Source organism: Kitasatospora sp. NPDC056181 (assembly GCF_042266225.1).
Lineage (GTDB): Bacteria > Actinomycetota > Actinomycetes > Streptomycetales > Streptomycetaceae > Kitasatospora.
The window spans coordinates 22,480-39,167 of record NZ_JBHJUK010000032.1 but is presented as its reverse complement, the minus strand read 5'-3'; the positions used below and the strand labels follow the sequence as shown (position 1 = coordinate 39,167).

The 16,688-nt window shown below is 71.6% G+C and carries 22 protein-coding genes; 10 read left to right on the top strand and 12 right to left on the bottom strand.

The window, feature by feature from the left end; all coding sequences use genetic code 11:
* Positions 1–241: 241 nt before the first annotated feature.
* The 3 genes from ACFC1F_RS15280 to ACFC1F_RS15270 are packed head-to-tail and all read right to left on the bottom strand — an operon-like array spanning position 242 to position 2,680.
* Positions 242–1,033: an ABC transporter permease gene (locus ACFC1F_RS15280; RefSeq protein WP_209416396.1), complete on the bottom strand. Its 792-nt coding sequence runs from the start codon at positions 1,031–1,033 to the stop codon at positions 242–244.
* Positions 1,030–1,992: an ATP-binding cassette domain-containing protein gene (locus ACFC1F_RS15275; RefSeq protein ID WP_376158553.1), complete on the bottom strand. Its 963-nt coding sequence runs from the start codon at positions 1,990–1,992 to the stop codon at positions 1,030–1,032. Before ACFC1F_RS15275 ends, ACFC1F_RS15280 begins: the two co-directional genes overlap by 4 nt.
* Positions 1,993–2,014: 22 nt before the next feature.
* Complete coding sequence (locus tag ACFC1F_RS15270; RefSeq protein ID WP_376158551.1) at positions 2,015–2,680, bottom strand: DUF4097 family beta strand repeat-containing protein; 666 nt, start codon at positions 2,678–2,680, stop codon at positions 2,015–2,017.
* Positions 2,681–2,904: 224 nt separating this feature from the next.
* Between ACFC1F_RS15270 and ACFC1F_RS15265 the strand changes: the two genes are divergently transcribed.
* Positions 2,905–3,630: a helix-turn-helix domain-containing protein gene (locus ACFC1F_RS15265; RefSeq protein ID WP_209416401.1), complete on the top strand. Its 726-nt coding sequence runs from the start codon at positions 2,905–2,907 to the stop codon at positions 3,628–3,630.
* A 17-nt stretch (positions 3,631–3,647) separates the two neighbouring features.
* Here ACFC1F_RS15265 and ACFC1F_RS15260 read toward each other — a convergent pair whose 3' ends face one another.
* Both ACFC1F_RS15260 and ACFC1F_RS15255 read right to left on the bottom strand, forming a co-directional pair.
* Entirely contained in the window at positions 3,648–3,872 is a 225-nt protein-coding gene (locus ACFC1F_RS15260; protein WP_376158549.1) for a hypothetical protein, read from the bottom strand.
* A gap of 30 nt (positions 3,873–3,902) precedes the next feature.
* Positions 3,903–4,229, bottom strand: a complete 327-nt coding sequence (locus tag ACFC1F_RS15255; protein ID WP_376158547.1) for a hypothetical protein — start codon at positions 4,227–4,229, stop codon at positions 3,903–3,905.
* A gap of 171 nt (positions 4,230–4,400) precedes the next feature.
* On the opposite strand from ACFC1F_RS15255, the gene ACFC1F_RS15250 reads away from it, so the two are divergent.
* The 3 genes from ACFC1F_RS15250 (at position 4,401) to ACFC1F_RS15240 (ending at position 6,033) form a co-directional block, all read left to right on the top strand.
* Complete coding sequence (locus ACFC1F_RS15250; protein ID WP_376158545.1) at positions 4,401–5,348, top strand: helix-turn-helix domain-containing protein; 948 nt, start codon at positions 4,401–4,403, stop codon at positions 5,346–5,348.
* Positions 5,311–5,442, top strand: a complete 132-nt coding sequence (locus ACFC1F_RS15245; RefSeq protein ID WP_307853443.1) for a DUF397 domain-containing protein — start codon at positions 5,311–5,313, stop codon at positions 5,440–5,442. The genes ACFC1F_RS15250 and ACFC1F_RS15245 overlap by 38 nt, the downstream gene beginning before the upstream one ends.
* 159 nt (positions 5,443–5,601) lie before the next feature.
* Complete coding sequence (locus tag ACFC1F_RS15240) at positions 5,602–6,033, top strand: hypothetical protein (protein WP_376158543.1); 432 nt, start codon at positions 5,602–5,604, stop codon at positions 6,031–6,033.
* A gap of 213 nt (positions 6,034–6,246) precedes the next feature.
* Here the strand turns inward: ACFC1F_RS15240 and ACFC1F_RS15235 are convergent, their stop codons facing one another.
* The gene (locus ACFC1F_RS15235; RefSeq protein WP_376158541.1) at positions 6,247–7,173 is read right to left on the bottom strand and encodes a hypothetical protein; all 927 of its coding nucleotides are present in this window, start codon (positions 7,171–7,173) and stop codon (positions 6,247–6,249) included.
* 386 nt (positions 7,174–7,559) lie between these two features.
* Here ACFC1F_RS15235 and ACFC1F_RS15230 point away from each other — a divergent pair, with 386 nt between their 5' ends.
* Entirely contained in the window at positions 7,560–8,150 is a 591-nt protein-coding gene (locus tag ACFC1F_RS15230) for an HhH-GPD-type base excision DNA repair protein (protein WP_209416414.1), read from the top strand.
* A gap of 83 nt (positions 8,151–8,233) precedes the next feature.
* On the opposite strand, the gene ACFC1F_RS15225 is transcribed toward ACFC1F_RS15230, so the two are convergent.
* Entirely contained in the window at positions 8,234–8,575 is a 342-nt protein-coding gene (locus ACFC1F_RS15225; protein ID WP_209416415.1) for a DoxX family protein, read from the bottom strand.
* A 103-nt stretch (positions 8,576–8,678) separates the two neighbouring features.
* A complete protein-coding gene (locus ACFC1F_RS15220; RefSeq protein ID WP_376158539.1) occupies positions 8,679–9,122 on the bottom strand; it encodes a DUF4345 domain-containing protein in 444 nt (147 codons plus the stop codon).
* Positions 9,123–9,207: 85 nt separating this feature from the next.
* Between ACFC1F_RS15220 and ACFC1F_RS15215 the strand changes: the two genes are divergently transcribed.
* Positions 9,208–9,858: a TetR/AcrR family transcriptional regulator gene (locus ACFC1F_RS15215; RefSeq protein ID WP_376158537.1), complete on the top strand. Its 651-nt coding sequence runs from the start codon at positions 9,208–9,210 to the stop codon at positions 9,856–9,858.
* Positions 9,859–9,918: 60 nt separating this feature from the next.
* Positions 9,919–10,188, top strand: a complete 270-nt coding sequence (locus ACFC1F_RS15210) for a DUF2087 domain-containing protein (RefSeq protein WP_376158535.1) — start codon at positions 9,919–9,921, stop codon at positions 10,186–10,188.
* A 43-nt stretch (positions 10,189–10,231) separates the two neighbouring features.
* Here the strand turns inward: ACFC1F_RS15210 and ACFC1F_RS15205 are convergent, their stop codons facing one another.
* The gene (locus tag ACFC1F_RS15205; protein ID WP_376158533.1) at positions 10,232–10,444 is read right to left on the bottom strand and encodes a KTSC domain-containing protein; all 213 of its coding nucleotides are present in this window, start codon (positions 10,442–10,444) and stop codon (positions 10,232–10,234) included.
* A gap of 83 nt (positions 10,445–10,527) precedes the next feature.
* Entirely contained in the window at positions 10,528–12,015 is a 1,488-nt protein-coding gene (locus ACFC1F_RS15200) for an MFS transporter (RefSeq protein ID WP_376158531.1), read from the bottom strand.
* Between the two features lie 96 nt (positions 12,016–12,111).
* Between ACFC1F_RS15200 and ACFC1F_RS15195 the strand changes: the two genes are divergently transcribed.
* A complete protein-coding gene (locus ACFC1F_RS15195) occupies positions 12,112–13,080 on the top strand; it encodes a helix-turn-helix transcriptional regulator (protein WP_376158529.1) in 969 nt (322 codons plus the stop codon).
* A 28-nt stretch (positions 13,081–13,108) separates the two neighbouring features.
* Here the strand turns inward: ACFC1F_RS15195 and ACFC1F_RS15190 are convergent, their stop codons facing one another.
* Complete coding sequence (locus tag ACFC1F_RS15190) at positions 13,109–13,993, bottom strand: hypothetical protein (protein ID WP_376158527.1); 885 nt, start codon at positions 13,991–13,993, stop codon at positions 13,109–13,111.
* A gap of 12 nt (positions 13,994–14,005) precedes the next feature.
* Positions 14,006–14,524, bottom strand: a complete 519-nt coding sequence (locus ACFC1F_RS15185) for a YbhB/YbcL family Raf kinase inhibitor-like protein (protein WP_376158525.1) — start codon at positions 14,522–14,524, stop codon at positions 14,006–14,008.
* Positions 14,525–14,668: 144 nt separating this feature from the next.
* Between ACFC1F_RS15185 and ACFC1F_RS15180 the strand changes: the two genes are divergently transcribed.
* Entirely contained in the window at positions 14,669–15,343 is a 675-nt protein-coding gene (locus ACFC1F_RS15180; protein ID WP_376158523.1) for a rhomboid family intramembrane serine protease, read from the top strand.
* 163 nt (positions 15,344–15,506) lie between these two features.
* Positions 15,507–16,673 (top strand): hypothetical protein, encoded by a 1,167-nt coding sequence (locus ACFC1F_RS15175; RefSeq protein WP_376158521.1) that lies wholly within the window; start codon positions 15,507–15,509, stop codon positions 16,671–16,673.
* Positions 16,674–16,688 lie beyond the last annotated feature (15 nt).

The window sequence follows — 16,688 nt, the reverse complement described above, 5'->3', positions numbered from 1 at the left end:
AGTCATATGAAATAGGCCCATTGACTCGAACACCTGCCGCAGGAAACCCGCCGCACTGGATCACCTGTACGGCCGGTCCCCCTCGTCCCACCGGCCCCCGCACAGCCCGAGGGGCGAGCGACGGCCGGGAACGCCGACGGGGCGGCGTGCACCGACGTGGTGTCGGAGTACGCCGCCCCGGGCGGGACGAGCTGCGGAAGGCTGGAAGATCTGCGGGATGCGGCCAGTGCCGTCACGCCGGCTACTTCGGGTCGCGGTTGAAGGTCGAGGTCGACCAGAAGTACCCGAGGACCGCGAGGCCCACGCACCAGGCGACGGCGAGCCAGCCGTTGTGGCCGATCTCGCTGCCGAGCAGCAGGCCCCGGAGGGTCTCGATGGCGGGCGTGAAGGGCTGGTACTCGGCGATCGGCTGGAACCAGCCGGGCATGGAGTGGACCGGGGTGAAGGCGCTGGACAGGAGCGGCAGCAGGATCAGCGGCATCGCGTTGTTGCTGGCGGCCTCGGCGTTCGGGCTGACCAGGCCCATGCCGACCGCGATCCAGGTGAGCGCCGTGGCGAAGAGCACCAGCAGCCCGAACGCCGCCAGCCACTCCAGGACGGTCGCGTCCGTGGACCGGAAGCCGATGGCCACGCCGACGGCGCCCACGAGGACCACGCTCATGACCGACTGCAGCACGCTGCCGACGACGTGCCCGACGAGCACCGAGGGGCGGTGGATCGCCATCGTGCGGAAGCGGGCGATGATGCCCTCGCTCATGTCGTTGGAGACGGACACCGCCGTCCCGATCACGGTGCTGCCGATGGTCATCAGCAGCAGACCCGGGACGACGTAGGCGATGTACGCGGAGCGGTCGGCGTGGCCGCCGCCGATGCCCGCGCTCATCGTGTCGCCGAAGATGTAGACGAAGAGCAGCAGCAGCATCACCGGGGTGAGCAGCAGGTTCAGGGTGAGGGACGGGTAGCGCCGGGCGTGCAGGAGGTTGCGGCGCAGCATGGTGGACGAGTCGCGCAGGGCGAGGGAGAGGGAGCTCATCGGACGGTCTCCTTGGTCTGGCTGGGGATGCGGGCGCCGCCGGTGAGGGCGAAGAACACGTCGTCGAGGTCGGGGGTGTGCACGGTCAGTTCGTCCGCCTCGACGCCGGCGGAGTCCAGCCGGTCGAGGATGGAGCGCAGCTCGCGCTGGCTGCCGTCGCTGGGGGCCTGGAGCGACAGCGTCTCGTCGTTGCGGGTGGCCCCGGCCAGGGCGAGGGCGGCGCGCTGGTAGGCGGCCGGGTCGGTGAAGCGGAGCCGGACGTGTCCGCCGGGGACGAGCCGCTTCAGTTCCTCGGCGGTGCCCTCGGCGGCGATCCTGCCGTCGTTCAGCACCGCGATGCGGTCGGCGAGTTCGTCGGCCTCCTCCAGGTACTGGGTGGTGAGGAAGACGGTGACGCCGTCGGAGACGAGCTCGCGGATGATCTGCCACATGTTGTGGCGGCTGCGCGGGTCGAGGCCGGTGGTCGGCTCGTCGAGGAAGATGATCCGCGGGCCGCCGACCAGCGTCATGGCGATGTCCAGGCGGCGCTTCATGCCGCCTGAGTAGGTGGAGGCGGGCTTCTTCGCGGCCTCGACGAGGTCGAAGCGCTCCAGCAGGGCGGCGGTGGTGCGGCGGCCCTCGCTGCGGGAGAGGTGGTGCAGGTCCGCCATGAGGAGCATGTTCTCCTCGCCGGTGATCAGACCGTCGACGGCCGAGAACTGGCCGGTGACGCCGATCGCGGCGCGGACCGCCTGGGGGTTGGTGGCCACGTTGTGGCCGCCGATGTGGATGTCACCGGAGCCGGGGCCGGCCGAGATGAGGGTGGAGAGGATCTTCACGGCGGTGGTCTTGCCGGCGCCGTTCGGGCCGAGCAGGGAGAAGATCGTCCCTTCGGGGACGGCGAGGTCGACGCCGTCGAGCACGGTCTTGTCGCCGTAGGACTTGCGCAGTCCGTTCGCCGCGATGGCCAGGTTGGTCATGATCGGTGCTCCTTCGGGGAGTTCAGAGGCTGCGGGCGTCGATGTCGCCGTAGGACGTGGTGGCGCGGATCTCCAGGCCGGGGGTGCCGTCGTTCTTGAGGGCGTTGGTGATGCGGCCGTAGCCGGTGCCCGCGTCCAGGGAGGCGGAGACGCCGGCGGCGGCTCCGACCGAGATGTCGCCGGACTGGGTGCTGAGCACGACCGTCCCGCCCGCGGCCTCCGCGATCCGGATGCCGCCCCTCGCGGTGGTGATCTCGGCGGGACCGCCCAGCCGGCCGACCTCGACGTCGCCGTCGACCGCGGTGAGGCGGAGGCCGGCGGCCTGGTCGATCTTGATCTGGCGGTACGCGCCTTCGAAGTCGACGTCGCCGAGCCGTCCGACGGCGCGGAACTCGGTGCAGGCCGTCTTCGCCTCGATGCGGGAGCCGGCGGGGAGCTTGACGGTGACCTCCAGCGATCCGGAGGGGCCGAGGAGCTGGTTCTTGGCCGGCGGGGTGAGGATCCGCAGGACGCCGTCGGCGTAGGCCACGGTGGTCTGCTCGGCGGCCTGGACATCACGGTTCTTGGAGGAGTTGGCCGGCAGGATCTCGACGATGGCGTCGGCCCGCTCGGCGGCGATGACCTGGATGCGTCCCGCGGGGATGTCGAGGACGGCGGTGATCGGGGCGGGGGTCTGGAACTTCTGCATCGTGCTCTCCTGCACTCGTTGTTTCCGACTTCGCAAAAGCTACGTTGCGTTCAAGGATCACGCAATCACTTCGTTGCACAGAATCAGCATCGGTGCAGGTCGGAGCAGGAATTTCGTTGCAACAGTCCTGAATCTAACGCAACGCCAGTTGTCCAATTCGTTGCATTGGACCCACAGTGAACGCTATGCTGAGGCGCATCAGGCAAGCTCGAAGGGAGATCGCGATGCCGGGAGGCAGGCTCACCCAGCAGGAACGCCAGCAGATCGCGCTGGGGGTGGGCGACGGGCTCGCCTACGCGGAGATCGCCAGGCGTCTCGACCGCCCCACCTCGACCATCACGCGCGAGGTGATGCGCAACGGCGGCCCCACCGGCTACCGCGCCGACCTGGCCCACCGCGCCACCGAACGCCGCGCCCACCAGCGCAGGCAGGCCGCCCCCCGGCAGCCGCAGGCACCCGAACTGGCCCACGGACGCGACCCCGAGGCGGTGCGGGAGTTCGAGGAGACCTTCACCACCGTCTTCATGGCGTCGGGCACGCCCAAGATGATGGCCCGGGTGCTGGCCGCCCTCTGCACCAACGACGCGGGCAGCCTCACCGCGTCAGAACTGGCCCAGCGCCTCCAGGTCAGCCCGGCGTCCATCTCCAAGGCCGTCGCGTTCCTTGAGGAACAGGGCCTCGTGCGCCGGGAACGCGACGAACGCCGCCGCGAGCGCTACGTCGTCGACGACGACGTCTGGTACCAGTCGATGATGGCCAGCGTCCGCGGCACCATCCTGGTCGCCGAGACCGCGCGGCAGGGCGTCAAGGTCCTCGGACCCGACACCCCGGCCGCAAACCGCCTGGAGAACGTCGCCCGCTTCCTCGACTTCGTCAGCGAGAGCATCGCCCGCGCCGCGGACCAGGCCCGCGAGGTCCTCCACCTGAAGCCCGAAGAGGACCGCGGATAGCAGCCGTCACGCGGGGCTCACCGGCCAAGTCCCCTGCGGACGAGGTCGGTGAGCCGCTCGACGACGTCCGCCCGGACGGCGCCCAGGTCGATCAGCACGACCCCGGTGGTCTGCGCCGACCGCCAGTCCACGCCCGCCGAGGGGAGGGTGAGGCCGGCGGCGGCGAGGGTGGCCTGGAAGTCGTCGAAGGCGTCGGCGGCGCGACGGCGGTCGTCGGCCGTCATCCTGCCCAGGATGCTCATGGTGGTTCCTCGGGTGGGGAGTCGGCCGGTTCAGGAGACGACGGAGGACTTCGGCGGCTTGTGCTGCGAGAGCCACCGGGGGTCGGTGTCCCACTCGACGCCACCGCCGAAGGGGCGGAGGAACACCACGCCGTGGTGGACGGCCATGAAGGCACCCCAGCGGCCGCTGCGGACATCAAAGACGGCCTCGCCCCGGCGGACGGGGAGATACGGCAGGACGGGCGGAACCGCACCCGGGACGGCCGCGGGCGCGGCCGGGGCGAGGTCGTCGCCGGTGAGACCAACCTCGGGGACGGCGTCGTTGCAGTGCGCGCAGAGGCAGGGCGGGAAGTTCCGCTCGATGATGGGGTTCGTCATATCCGTTCCACTGTTCGAGGGCGATCCGGGGCGGAGGCAATGCAGGCGGACCGCGAGAGCCGTCGCGTTTTCGCGATTCCCTTGCGGAGGAAGTGTCGGTCTGTGACCGTGGGATCACCAAGGGTTTCCACAAGACACTTCAGGCGCTCTTACAGCGGGGGGTGAGCCGGCATGGCTCGCAGGAAGGTGGATCCGGGCGATCGGCCGCGGACCTGGGGCGACGAGCTGGCGCACTGGCGGCAGGCGGCCGGCCTGCGACAGGACGAGGTCGCCGGGCTGGTGAACATCCATCAGACCCGCGTGTCACAGTTCGAGTTGAGCAAGGCACCGCCGACGCTCAAGGACGCGGAGATGTTCGACCGGGCGCTCGGAACGGGCGGACAGCTGGTGCGGAGCTACGAGCTGATCGCGCCGTACCTGCACGACTACCACCCGGACTGGTTCCAGGAGTTCGCGAGGTCGGAGGCGAAAGCCGTGGTGATCCGGCAACTCCAGACCGGCCGAATCTCAGGCCTGCTGCAAACCGAACGCTATATGCGCGCACTGTTCGTCGAAGAGAACGAAGGCCTCGCCCCCAACGAGATCGACGACATGGTCACTGGCCGAATGGAACGGCAGCGGCTCCTTCTCCTGCCGGATGAGGCCCCCCTGATCATCTCGATTCTCGAACAGGCGACCCTCGAAAGAGTCATTGGCGAACCGGACGTCATGGCGGAGCAACTGCAACACCTGGTCGACATGATGAGCCGCCCCAACGTGATCATCCAGGTGCTGCCCTACAGGGCGGCAGCTCGTGCCTGGATGCCGGGAATGGTTCTCCTGGAGATGCCGAACGGCCGACGTCGCGTCTACTCGGAGAGCCTGAACCGAGGCCACTTCATCGATGATGCGGCGGAGGTCCGGCGCTGGGCCGCTCACTATGATCGGGCCAGGGCAGCAGCTCTGTCCGACTCGGAGTCCCTGCAGCTGATCCACCGCATCATGAGAGGACTGAGCAACAGTGTCCCAAGCCCTCGATCTGACGAACGCGACGTGGTGCAAGAGCAGCTACTCCGGCGGCAACGGCGGCGAGTGCATCGAGGTGGCCCCCGGATTCCCCGGCCTCGTCCCGGTGCGTGACAGCAAGGACCCGAGCGGCCCCGCCCTCACGTTCACCTCCACCGCCTGGACCGCTTTCCTCACCGCCGTCCACACCGGCGAGTTCGACGCCTGACAGCCGCCTCGCGCCCGCCCGTCCCCGTTCCACGTCACCCGATCTGACGACCGCTGGGCGAGTCCACCACGCGCAGCACAGTCTCACGGCAAGGATCGTGTGTGCGCGCTCCGGCTGGAGCACCGCACCGACGCTTCCCCTCCCGAGGAGACAACTGCCATGGCTCCGATCCCCAACGGCCCCTACGGAATCGCCAAGCGCGGCGAGCAGTGCCTGACGCTCCAGGAGGAGAAGGCCCCTGTGGTCGTCCTGCCGCCGACCGGTCAGCCCGGTGAGCAGGAGTGGAACGTCGTGCGCCTCTCCAACGGCAATGTCACCATCAAGAACCTGCGGCACGGAACGTACCTCAGCTTCGACGGTGTTCCGGAGATCAACAAGATGCTCCGCGGCTCCTCGCAGGCCACCGAATGGCAGCTCCGGCAGTCCGCCGAGCGGCTCATGTTCCATATTGTCGTCCCCGGCGGCCCGGTCGACGGCGTCGAACTGGTGGCGGACCTCAGCCTGCTCCGGATCTTCCCCCCGATGACGGCGCTGCGTCCGCTGGAGTCGGACAACCTCGACCAGGCCTGGATGTTCGATTTCGACGAGTAGGCCTCACCCGTCGGCCGCCGCCGCCCTGCCCCGCTCGTGGAAGGGGTGACGGCGGCCCGGACTCGTCACGCCGCCATGACCTGCGGACTCACGTGCAGCGCCCGAACCACGTCCGCGAGCAGTTCGTCATCCAGATCGATCACTGTCCGGCTCACGAGCCCACCTCCTCGATCAGGCATTGCCCATCCCTGCCGATACGGCCCCCGCACCTGTTCAACCGGCCGCCGCAAGCCCCGGCGGCCGGGGGCCTGCCAGGGCGGCCTTGCCGGCCAGCAGGATCGCCCGGGCCCGGGCCACGCCGCCTGACGTGACCGCCGCTCCTCCGGCGGCGGGTACCGGGCGTCGCTCAACTCCCGCGCAGGCGCCGCAGATGCCCGGTTGCGGCACCGGATCGCGGCACTCGGCGCACTCCGCGAGCCGCGCCGCCGGGGGCGGGCCCGCACCGGGGACGGGCGGCATCTTCTGCATCAGCCGGTACCGCAGCACCCCGGCCGCCGAGTGCATCGGGACCGGCAGGGCGGGCAACAGGGCCCGGGCCAGGTCCGCCGCCGTACTGCCCCGCTCCAGCCACTGTGCGACGAGCGGCGCCAGCGCCACGGCCTCGGGCTCGCCCAGCCGTAACCGGGGCTCCGGGCGGATCACCCGGAACAGCACGGCCACCGCCTCCCGGGTCCGCTCGTCCGGTTCTCCGACCTCCCCGACCTCCCCGAGCGCCCCGACCTCGCCGACGTCGTCGGCCAACTCCGCGGGGAGGGTGGGTTCTTGCTTCCGGTTCTTTACTACAGGGAGGCCTGCAGAGCCGGCCCCCGCCCCACCGGCCGCCGGACGGGTGGCACCCGGTAGCGCCCGTTGCGGGGTGTCGTAGACGTGGGCCTCGCTGCGGATCCTCCCGTCCGGCATCCGGATCTTCTCGACCCGGTAGTACCCGGCCTCGGTCAGTTCCTTCAGCGCCCGGCGGACGGGCCCGCGCCCCTGCGGGCTGGTGTCGGCCATGTGCCGCCCGTCCTCCCGCCAGCCGTCGGGGCGGGAGAGGAGGTCGGCGAGCAGTCCGCGGGCGGTGTAGCTGAGCCGCCGGTCCTGCAACAGGCCGTTGGGAAGCACGGTGAAGTGGCGTGCCTGTTCGGTACGATGGATGTGCATCGGGAGTTGCTTCTCCTGGTGCCTGGCCCCGGGGTGTTGGTAGCACCGCCGGGGTCGACTATTTTTCTATTAGGCCACGGAACGTACCACAACAACCGCGCACAGAAAGCCCGTTGGCATTTCCGCCGTCAATCGACCATTCCCGCCCGCACTTGATCAAGCCGACCAGGCCGAGTAAGTCGATCCGGACACGATTGATCACGCCCCTGCCGGGAAAGGCAGACGAATACCCCCGCGCAATGTGCGACGACGCAACAACTCTGCCAACGAACCAACCAGTAACTCCAAGGAATCATCACCACCTGGCGTGTTGACCCCGCCCCCTCCTGCCCCGTCCACCAGACTGGGCCGCGACCCGAGTCTCCACATTCGAGGAGGGCTTTCCCATGAACGTCACCGTTCGGCTCGCACAGCAGCCCGAGGCCGACGCGCTGCTCGGGCGCAGCGCGCTCGCCGCGCTCGTCGGGATGTTGCTCGATCAGCAGGTACCCATGGAATGGGCGTTCACCGGTCCGCTCACCATCGCGCAGCGGCTCGGGCGCGACGACCTCGACGCGCACGAGATCGCCGTGTACAGCCCGGAGGAGTTCGTCGCACTGCTCTCCGACAAGCCGGCCGTCCACCGCTACCCGGCCGCGATGGCCAAACGGGTGCAGCAGCTCTGCCAGTTCCTCGTCGCCCAGTACGACGGCGACGCGGCCGGGATCTGGCGGGACGTCAAGTCCGGCCGGGAGCTGCTCAGTCGCCTCAACGCCCTCCCCGGGTTCGGGAAGCAGAAGTCGCAAATCTTCCTCGCCCTCCTCGGCAAGCAGTACGGCGTGCAGCCCGAGGGCTGGCGCGAGGCGGCGGGCACGTACGGCGAGGAGGGGTCGTACCACTCGGTCGCGGACATCACCGGCCCGGAGTCCCTGGAGAAGGTCCGCGCCCACAAGCAGGAGGTCAAGCGCGCCGCCAAGGAGGCCAAGGCCAAGGTCTGATCACGCCGCAGCCCGCCCGTGCCCGGCGCTCGCGAGGAGTGCCGGGCACGGGCGGGCTGCGGTGAGTCTGCGGTGACTTCCCGTCAGGCGCCCAGCACCAGCGAGGCGGCGGCCGGCGCCAGGTAGATCAGCGGGAAGGGGATGTGCCCGTACGAGCGGGCCCGGGCCACGGTGATGGCCGCGCCCGCGAAGTACAGCACCAGGCCGATCCCGGCGAGCACCCCGATCACCGGCACGAAGAGGCCGACCAGCAGGCCCACGGCCCCCGCGGCCTTCGCCGCACCGAGCCAGTTCCACCACGACTGCGGGACGCCGTAGTCGGCCAGCGGCTGCACCACGTACGCGGCGCGGGCGAAGATCGACCCGCCCGAGAAGCCCGCCATCACAGCGGCCAGGACGGTGACGACAACGTAGGCGACGGACATCGGATTCTCCTCAGCAGGCGGGTCTCTCGCGCTCTTCCACCCCTCTGACCCGCCGCACGGCCCGCGTGTGACACGCCTGCCGAAGAATTTTCCGGATGCTCCGTCAGGCCGGTTCGGCCGCCTTCTCGGCCGCCTTCTCGTCCGCCTTCTCGTCCGCGTCGGCGGCCGCCTTCTCGTCGGCGTCGGCGAGCCAGAAGTACAGGGCCGACAGGGCGAATTCGAGCACCATCAGCCCCGTCTGGAACCCGTGCGGCCACCCCTCCACCGCGATCGAGAGCACCCGCCCGAGCGCGCCGAGCAGGAAGACGCCGGTCAGCAGCCGGACCGTCGCCGCAGGGATCGGCTTCTGCCGGGCGGCCCAGATCCAGGCGAGCCCGTACCCGACGAAGATCGCGCCGAAGAACCGGCCCATGCTGTCGACCGTCGGGCCGGCGTCCGTCGCACCCGGGATCGCGGCGTTGCCGCCGAGGACGTGGAAGAGCCCGATCGCCACGTCCACCACCCCCATCGCCCACGCGAGCGCCCACAGCGTCTTGGCTCTGGTCATGACCGACTCACCTCTCGGAGCTGGTTGACACACGTCTACTTAAGTAGGCGCCCGTTAGTAGACACGTGTCAAGTAGGCTTCCCTCGTGTCTTCCCCCGCGCCTTCCCCCGTGCCGTCCCACCAACAGGGCCCTCGCCGCCGACGGCTCAGCCCCGCCGACCGCCGCGCCCAGCTCCTCGCCGTCGGCGCGCGGCTCTTCGCCGCCCACCCGTACGAGGACGTGCTGATGGAGGACGTCGCCGCGGAGGCCGGCGTCTCGCGCGCGCTGCTCTACCGGCACTTCCCCGGCAAGCAGGAGCTCTTCGCGGCGGTCTACCAGCAGGCGGCCGACCAACTGCTCGCCGGGACGCGGTTCGACCCCGCCGACACGCTGGTCGAGCAGCTGATCCAGGGCATGGACACCCACCTCGACTACTTCGTCGCCAACCGCAACGCCGTCCTCGCCGCCAACCGGGTGCTCGCCGGCGACCCGGTGATCCAGACGATCATGACCAACGAGCTGGACGCCCTCCGCGCCCGGCTGCTGGGCGTCCTCCCGCTCGCCGACGACGGCGCCCGCGAGGCCGTGTCCGGGGTCCTGAAGAGCTGGCTGGTCTTCGTCCAGGTGCTCTGCGTGGACTGGCTCACCAAGGAGACCTGCACCCGCACCGAACTGCGGGACGTCTGCATCGGCGCCGTCCTGGGGGCCCTCCGCCCGCTCCTCGCCACCGACCCCGCCCCGGACTGGCCGCGGTAGCGGTAGCGGACGGGCGAAAACGGGTTGCCCGCCCACCACCCGCCGGGCGACGCTCGACGGATGACCGATGCCCCCGCCCCCGGCGTGTCCGCCCTCTTCTCCGCCGACGGCCGCCTGCCCGCGATCCCGCGCAAGGCGGCCCGCCGTCAGCAGCTGCTCACGCACCTCACCGGCACCCTGTTCGAGCCGGACCGCACCTACACCGAACGCGAGGTCAACGACGTGCTGCGGACGGTCCACGACGACTACCCGGCCCTGCGCCGCTTCCTGGTCGAGGGCGGCCACCTCACCCGCCCCACGGACGGCAGCACCTACCAGCGGGTGGCGTAGCAACGGGTGGCCCTACCGGGGGCGGGTGGCACAGCGCCGGGCCTCAGACCAGGCGCCGGTACGCGTAGCGCCCCCGAACCTCCCGGACGAAGTACCGCCCGTGGCTCTGCGCCGCCATCAACTCCCGGTGCACCCGCCCGGGCACGGCCTCGTACACGTAGACGCGCCCGCCGGTGAACTCCAGCTCCAGCACGAGCAGCGCCGCGTCGTACCCGACCGAGCGCAGCGCCGACGAGTCCACCGCCTGCCGCTCCATTGCCCTTCCAGTGTGCGCACGACGGCGCTGAGCGCACGAGGGCCCCGGCCGCGCCGCGACCGGGGCCCCTCACACACCGGCCGTCAGACCAGGACGGGCACCTGGTCCTCCGCCGCGACGGCGTCCGCAGCTGCCGCCGCCTTCCGCCGCGGCAGCGCGCACATCAGCAGGAACACGGCCGCCATCACCCCCACGACCCACCACATCGCGTGGACGAACGCCCCGTTGAACGCGGTGCCCACCGCCTCCGGCGCGATCACGTCGTCGATCTGGCCGAAGAACGCCACCGACACCAGGCCCAGCCCCAGCGCGTTCCCCATCTGGTTCACCGTGTTGATCAGCCCGGACGCCGAGCCGGCGTGCTCGCGCGGCACCTCCGCCAGGACGGCGTCCGTGATCGGCGCGACGATCAGGCCCATCCCGAGGCCCATCACCACCAGCGGCAGCGCCATCTGCCACGGCGCGATGGCCGTCCCGTACCGATCGGCCTCCCAGATGTACGTGACCACGCCCACCGCCATCACCAGCGCGCCCGCCTGGAGCACCTTGCGCCCGAAGCGCGGCACCAGCTTCTGCACCGAGATCCCGGCGGCCACCGAGACGGCGATCGAGAACGGGATGCCGGTCGTCCCGGCCTTCAGCGGGCTCCAGCCCAGGCCCAGCTGCATGTAGAGCGTCCAGACCAGGAAGAAGATGCCGGTGGCGACACCGAAGGTCAGCTGCACGCCGATGCCGGCCGCGAAGCTCTTCACCCGGAACAGCGACAGCTCCACCAGCGGCGAGCCGTCCTTGCGCGTCTTGACCCGCTCGTAGGCGACGAACAGCGCGAACACCGGCAGCGAACCGGCCATCGACAGGTAGCCCCAGAGCGGCCAGCCGGCCTCCCGGCCGTGGGTGAGCGGGTAGATCAGCATCAGCAGGCCGACACTGACCAGCAGCACGCCCACCAGGTCCAGCTTCAGCGCCTTCTCCGCCCGCGACTCCCCGATGAACGCGCGGCCGAGCAGCAGGCCGGCGATGCCGACCGGCAGGTTGATCAGGAAGATCGGCCGCCAGGCCAGGCCGAAGAGGTCCCACTCGGTGAGCAGCGCGCCGATCAGCGGGCCGGAGACGGCGCCGAGGCCGACCACCGCGCCGAACAGGCCGAACACCTTGCCGCGCTCCTCCGCCGGGAAGGTCGCGTGGATGATCGACAGCACCTGCGGGACCATCAGCGCGGCCGTCCCGCCCTGCACCACCCGCATCGCGACCAGCATCTCGGCGCCGCTCGCCAGGCCGCACAGTGCGGAGGCGACGGTGAACCCGCCGATGCCGATCAGGAAGAGCCGCTTGCGGCCGTAGATGTCGCCCAGCCGCCCGCCGGTGATCAGCCCGATCGCGAACGCCAGCGCGTAGCCGCCGGTCACCCACTGGACGGCGCTGAACGAGGCACCGGTGTCCGCCTGGATGCTCGGGACGGCGATGTTCACGATGGTGACGTCCACCAGGTCCATGAACGAGGCCGTCATCACGATCGCCAGTGCTATCCACCTCCGCCGGTCGGACACCACCCCCGGTTCCACTACAGCCATCACGCTCTCCTCCGCTACCTCGCTCTTCGGCACGTCGTCGACGATAGGGGGGATGTAGGTCAGATCCTGTCCGCGTTGTCCGGCATCCTGGAGGCCATGACGGACACCCCGGCACGGCTGCTGAACCTGCTCTCCCTCCTCCAGACCCCGCGCGAGTGGCCCGGCAGCGAGCTGGCCGAGCGCCTCCAGGTCAGCCCGCGGACGATCCGGCGCGACATCGACCGGCTGCGCGAGCTGGGCTACCCGGTGCAGGCGACGATGGGCGCGATCGGCGGCTACCGGCTGGTTGCGGGGACGGCCATGCCGCCGCTGCTGCTGGACGACGAGGAGGCGGTGGCCATCGCGGTCGGCCTCCGGGCGGCGGCCGGGCACGCCGTGGTCGGCATCGAGGAGGCGTCCGTCCGCGCGCTCGGCAAACTGCTCCAGGTGCTGCCGGGCCGCCTGCGCCACCGGGTCGGCACGCTGAACGCGGCCACCGTCCCGCTGCTCACCGGCGACGGGGCGACCGTCGACCCCGAGGACCTCACCGTGCTCGCGGGCGCCGTCGCCGCCCGCGAGCGGCTCCGCTTCGGCTACCGGGCCGCCGACGGCGCCGAGACCCGCCGCCAGGTCGAGCCCGACCGCCTGGTCTCCGCCGGGCGGCGCTGGTACCTGGTCGGGTTCGACCTCGACCGCGACGACTGGCGGCTCTTCCGGGTGGACCGGATCAGCGAGCCGTTCGCCACCGGAGCCCGCTTCACCCCGCGCGAACTCCCCGCCGAGGACGCGGCCGCGTACGTGGCGAGCAAGCTCCGCCGGCCGGCGGCCGTCCACACCCTGGTGGCGACCCTGCACATGCCCGCCTCCGAGGTCGAGCGCTGGATCAGCCACGCCAACGACACCACGGTCGAACCGCTCGACGACAAGAGCTGCCGCCTCCGCTCCCGGGCCGACTCGCTGGACTACCTGGCGATGCGCCTGCTCATGCTGGGCTGCGAGTTCGAGGTGCACGACCCCCCGGAGATGCACGCTCACCTGCGCGCCCTCGCCGCCCGCGCCAACCGGGCGGCGGACAACGGCGGCTAGGGATGCGAGGACGGGCCCCGGGGCCCGGTCAGGCCGCCACCCGGTACCAGCCGTTCCCCGACCGGAACCACAGCTCCCCGTTGCGCCCGTACGCCCGCTGCCGGTCGAGCTCGCCCGGCAGGCCGAGCGGCGCGCGCCGGAGCTCCTTCCAGCCCGCTCCGACACGTTCGGCCCAGAGCAGCCCGGACCGGTGGTCCAGGAAGACCGCCCGGTCGCCGCGGACGGCGAACCCGACCGGCTCGCGCACCGGGAGCGGCAGCGACGACGAAGGCCCGCCCGCGGGATCGACCCGGGTGAGGAAGCTCCCCTTGGTGTCCGGGTACCAGGCCAGCCAGACGGCCCGGCCCTCGGTGGCGGCGGCGAGCCCCTCCAGCGGGTACCCGGGCAGCTCGCCCCGCTCCGGGCTCCACACCGTGCGGCCGGCCGTGTCCATCCCGTGCAGCCCGGTCTGCGAGGCGGGGTGGTCGCCGTGGACGCCCTCGTCGCCGTAGGCCATCCAGATCCGGCCGTCGCGGTCGGTCACCAGCGCCTGGATGCAGTGTCCGAGCGTCAGCTCCCGGGCGGGCAGGCCGTCGGGCCCGTGCACGACGGCGTTGCGCTCCCACCCGTCCGCCAGCTCGTCGGCGCCGGCGCACACCACCAGGGTCCGGCCGCCGGGCAGCATCGCCAGGTGGTCCGGGTGGACGGTGACGCCGCGCAACTGCATCCGCCACTCGCCCTCGGGCGTCACCGTGACCAACTCGGCGTCGCAGGGCAGTTCGAGGCGCACCCAGCCGTAGGCGTTCGACAGCTGTTCCTCGGACACCACCAGCACGACCAGCTCGCCGGCCGGCCCCACCGTCCAGGCGAAGGCCCGGCGGCCCGCCTTGAACTCCTGCTCGGGCAGCCGCCAGACCTCAACCGGATCGTTCATCCGAGAAGACTCTCAGACGCCGAACTCGGCGGTGATCACCGCGCGCGCCAGCGTGTGGAAGGTGATGTGGAAGCCGACCTGGGCCGGCGGCGTGTCGGCGGTGACGTCCAGCGCGTCCACGTCCAGCGCGTGCACGGCGAACGCGTACCGGTGCGGGGCGCCGGGCGGCGGGGCGGCACCGTCGTACTTGTTGCCGGGGAAGTCGTTGCGGGCGTGGAAGGACGCCTCGCCGGGCAGGTCGGCGTCGGACGAACCGGCGCCGCGCGCCAGGGCCGCCGTGCCGGCGGGCAGGTTGAGGGCGAGCCAGTGCCACCAGCCGGAACCGGTCGGGGCGTCCGGGTCGTAGCAGGTGACGGCGATGGACCGGGTGCCCTCCGGCAGGCCGGACCAGGCCAGCTGCGGCGAGAGGTTGCCGCCGGAGTAGATGAACTCCTTGGCCAGCGTGCCGCCTTCGGTGATGTCCTCGCTGGTCAGCGGGAAGGAGGGCACCTGCGGCAGGAACTCGTACGGCAGCGGCGGACGGACACTCATGAATGGTCACCTCTCGACAAGCCGGGAACGGCCGCGGACGGCCAAGGTCAGCCGGGGGAGCCGGAAACGGCTCGGACCGGGCTGAATGACGCGATTCACTTTAGTGGGGTGCCACCACGGCCCGCCCCGTCCTAGAGTCGGGACATGGCCTCCAAACTCGCCCGCCTGCTCACCGACTCCCGCCGCGCGCTCTTCACCATGCTCGGCGTCCTGGCCGTCATCTGGCTGGTGCAGCTGGTGAACTGGACGGACGACTACGGGCTCTCCCGCGAGTGGGGCCTGCGCTCGCAGCGCCTGGACGAACTTCCCGACATGTTCACCATGCCGCTGCTGCACGGAAGTTGGGAGCACATCGAGGCCAACTCCTGGCCCCTCTTCGCCTTCGGCTTCCTCGCCGCCTACCGCGGCATGCAGAAGTTCCTCTGGGTCTCCCTGGTCATCGTCCTCACCGGCGGCCTGACGATCTGGCTGTTCGAGCGGCCCGAGGGGGTGACGGTCGGCGCGAGCGGCATGGTCTACGGCTACTTCGGCTACGTGGTGCTGCGCGGCCTCCTCGACCGCAACCCGCTGGACGCGGTCGTCGGCGTCGTCATCGCGGCGGTGTACGCGTACGTCCTGCTCGGCGTCCTGCCCGGCGACCCGGGGATCAGCTGGCTGGGCCACCTCGGCGGGCTGATCGGCGGCGTCGCCGGCGCCTGGCTCCTCCGCAACCGGACCCCGCGCGCGTCCGCCGCCCCGCGACCGGCCGCCGCGACCGCACCCACCGCCTCCGGCCCCCGGGCGGCCCTGCACAAGGAGCTGGACGACCTGGGCCTCTGAGCCACCCCGAGGGCCTGCGGGGGCGAGCCGGGGGCGCCGGGGACGAGCCGCCGGACGGGCCGGCAGACGTGCCGGGGGCGCGCCAGGCCGGCCAGGTCTAGACCAGCCCACCCCCTCCGGCTAGCGTGGGAGGGCACCCGCCCCCCTGCTCCGGAGCCGCACCGTGGAGTCGTCCGTCCTCGCCTTCGCCACCGACCTGCTCGACGAAGGCGCCGACACCTTCTTCGGCAACCTCACCGACCGGGCGGGCGTCGGCGGCGTCACCCTCGCCTCGGTCTACCACGAGGCCCGGGACGTCTTCCCGCACAACCCGCACCGGGTGATCCGCTACCTGGAGCCCGGCGCCGCCTACTTCCGGCCCGACCCCGCCCGCTGGGCCGGCCGGCGGCTGCGGCCCGCCCCCTCCACCGCGATCGGCGACCGCGACCCCTTCGCCGAGGCCGCCGCCGAGGCCGGGCGCCGCGGGCTGAGGCTGCACGCCTGGACGGTCTTCTGCCACAACGACCGGCTCGGCTTCGAGCACCCGGACTGCGCGCCCGCCAACGCCTTCGGCGACCGTCACCTGACGGAGCTCTGCCCGGCCAACCCGGAGGTCCGCGAGTACGCGGTGACCCTGGTCGGCGAGCTGGCCCGGTACGGGGTGGACGCGATCCGGGCCGAGTCGCTGCACTTCCACGGCCTGCGCCACGGCTACCACCACGAGCGCTACTTCGAGGAGCTGGGCCCGGTCGCCGAGGCCCTGCTCGGGATCTGCTTCTGCGACCACTGCCGCGCCGCCGCCACCCGCGCCGGCGTGCCGGCCGACGAGGTGGCCGCGGCCGTCCGCGCCGAACTGCGCCGCCGGCTGGCCGACGACGCGGCCGCCGCCGCACCGGGCGCCCTGGACGAACTGGCCGGCGGCGCGTTCGCCGCCTACGTGGACGCCTCCGCCGCGACGGTGACCTCGCTGGCCGCCGAGGTGGCCGCGGAGGCGCGGCGGCACGGCATGCGGCTGAGCTTCATGGACGGCGGCGGCCCGGGGAAGGGCTGGCTCTCCGGCATCGACCTGCCCGCGCTCACCAAGGCCGCCGACCAGATCGAGACCCTCGGCTACGCGAGGACCCCGGAGGCCGTCCGCGAGAAGGTCGCCGCCTTCGCCCTGCACGGCGTCCGCCCGCAGGGGATGGCGGTCATCCTGCGTCCGATGGCCTCGGACTGCGACGGCCCGGCCAACCTCGCCGCCAAGATCGCCACCCTGCGCGAGCTGGGCGTGCCGGAGGTCGAGTTCTACAACTACGGCCTGATGCGGCTCTCCTCGATGGACCGGATCGGCGCCGCCCTCTCCGGGTAGGCCCCCGGAGCGCGG

Excerpts from the sequence above, each read along its gene's own strand:
- ACFC1F_RS15255 (WP_376158547.1), bottom strand. The coding sequence starts at position 4,229 with ATGACGAACCCCATCATCGAGCGGAACTTCCCGCCCTGCCTCTGCGCG.
- ACFC1F_RS15205 (WP_376158533.1), bottom strand. The coding sequence starts at position 10,444 with ATGGAGCGGCAGGCGGTGGACTCGTCGGCGCTGCGCTCGGTCGGGTAC.
- ACFC1F_RS15270 (WP_376158551.1), bottom strand. The coding sequence starts at position 2,680 with ATGCAGAAGTTCCAGACCCCCGCCCCGATCACCGCCGTCCTCGACATC.
- ACFC1F_RS15185 (WP_376158525.1), bottom strand. The coding sequence starts at position 14,524 with ATGAGTGTCCGTCCGCCGCTGCCGTACGAGTTCCTGCCGCAGGTGCCC.
- ACFC1F_RS15275 (WP_376158553.1), bottom strand. The coding sequence starts at position 1,992 with ATGACCAACCTGGCCATCGCGGCGAACGGACTGCGCAAGTCCTACGGC.
- ACFC1F_RS15280 (WP_209416396.1), bottom strand. The coding sequence starts at position 1,033 with ATGAGCTCCCTCTCCCTCGCCCTGCGCGACTCGTCCACCATGCTGCGC.
- ACFC1F_RS15200 (WP_376158531.1), bottom strand. The coding sequence starts at position 12,015 with ATGGCTGTAGTGGAACCGGGGGTGGTGTCCGACCGGCGGAGGTGGATA.
- ACFC1F_RS15190 (WP_376158527.1), bottom strand. The coding sequence starts at position 13,993 with ATGAACGATCCGGTTGAGGTCTGGCGGCTGCCCGAGCAGGAGTTCAAG.
- ACFC1F_RS15250 (WP_376158545.1), top strand. The coding sequence starts at position 4,401 with ATGGCTCGCAGGAAGGTGGATCCGGGCGATCGGCCGCGGACCTGGGGC.
- ACFC1F_RS15180 (WP_376158523.1), top strand. The coding sequence starts at position 14,669 with ATGGCCTCCAAACTCGCCCGCCTGCTCACCGACTCCCGCCGCGCGCTC.
- ACFC1F_RS15225 (WP_209416415.1), bottom strand. The coding sequence starts at position 8,575 with ATGTCCGTCGCCTACGTTGTCGTCACCGTCCTGGCCGCTGTGATGGCG.
- ACFC1F_RS15260 (WP_376158549.1), bottom strand. The coding sequence starts at position 3,872 with ATGAGCATCCTGGGCAGGATGACGGCCGACGACCGCCGTCGCGCCGCC.
- ACFC1F_RS15235 (WP_376158541.1), bottom strand. The coding sequence starts at position 7,173 with ATGCACATCCATCGTACCGAACAGGCACGCCACTTCACCGTGCTTCCC.
- ACFC1F_RS15210 (WP_376158535.1), top strand. The coding sequence starts at position 9,919 with ATGACCGATGCCCCCGCCCCCGGCGTGTCCGCCCTCTTCTCCGCCGAC.
- ACFC1F_RS15220 (WP_376158539.1), bottom strand. The coding sequence starts at position 9,122 with ATGACCAGAGCCAAGACGCTGTGGGCGCTCGCGTGGGCGATGGGGGTG.
- ACFC1F_RS15230 (WP_209416414.1), top strand. The coding sequence starts at position 7,560 with ATGAACGTCACCGTTCGGCTCGCACAGCAGCCCGAGGCCGACGCGCTG.
- ACFC1F_RS15265 (WP_209416401.1), top strand. The coding sequence starts at position 2,905 with ATGCCGGGAGGCAGGCTCACCCAGCAGGAACGCCAGCAGATCGCGCTG.
- ACFC1F_RS15195 (WP_376158529.1), top strand. The coding sequence starts at position 12,112 with ATGACGGACACCCCGGCACGGCTGCTGAACCTGCTCTCCCTCCTCCAG.
- ACFC1F_RS15240 (WP_376158543.1), top strand. The coding sequence starts at position 5,602 with ATGGCTCCGATCCCCAACGGCCCCTACGGAATCGCCAAGCGCGGCGAG.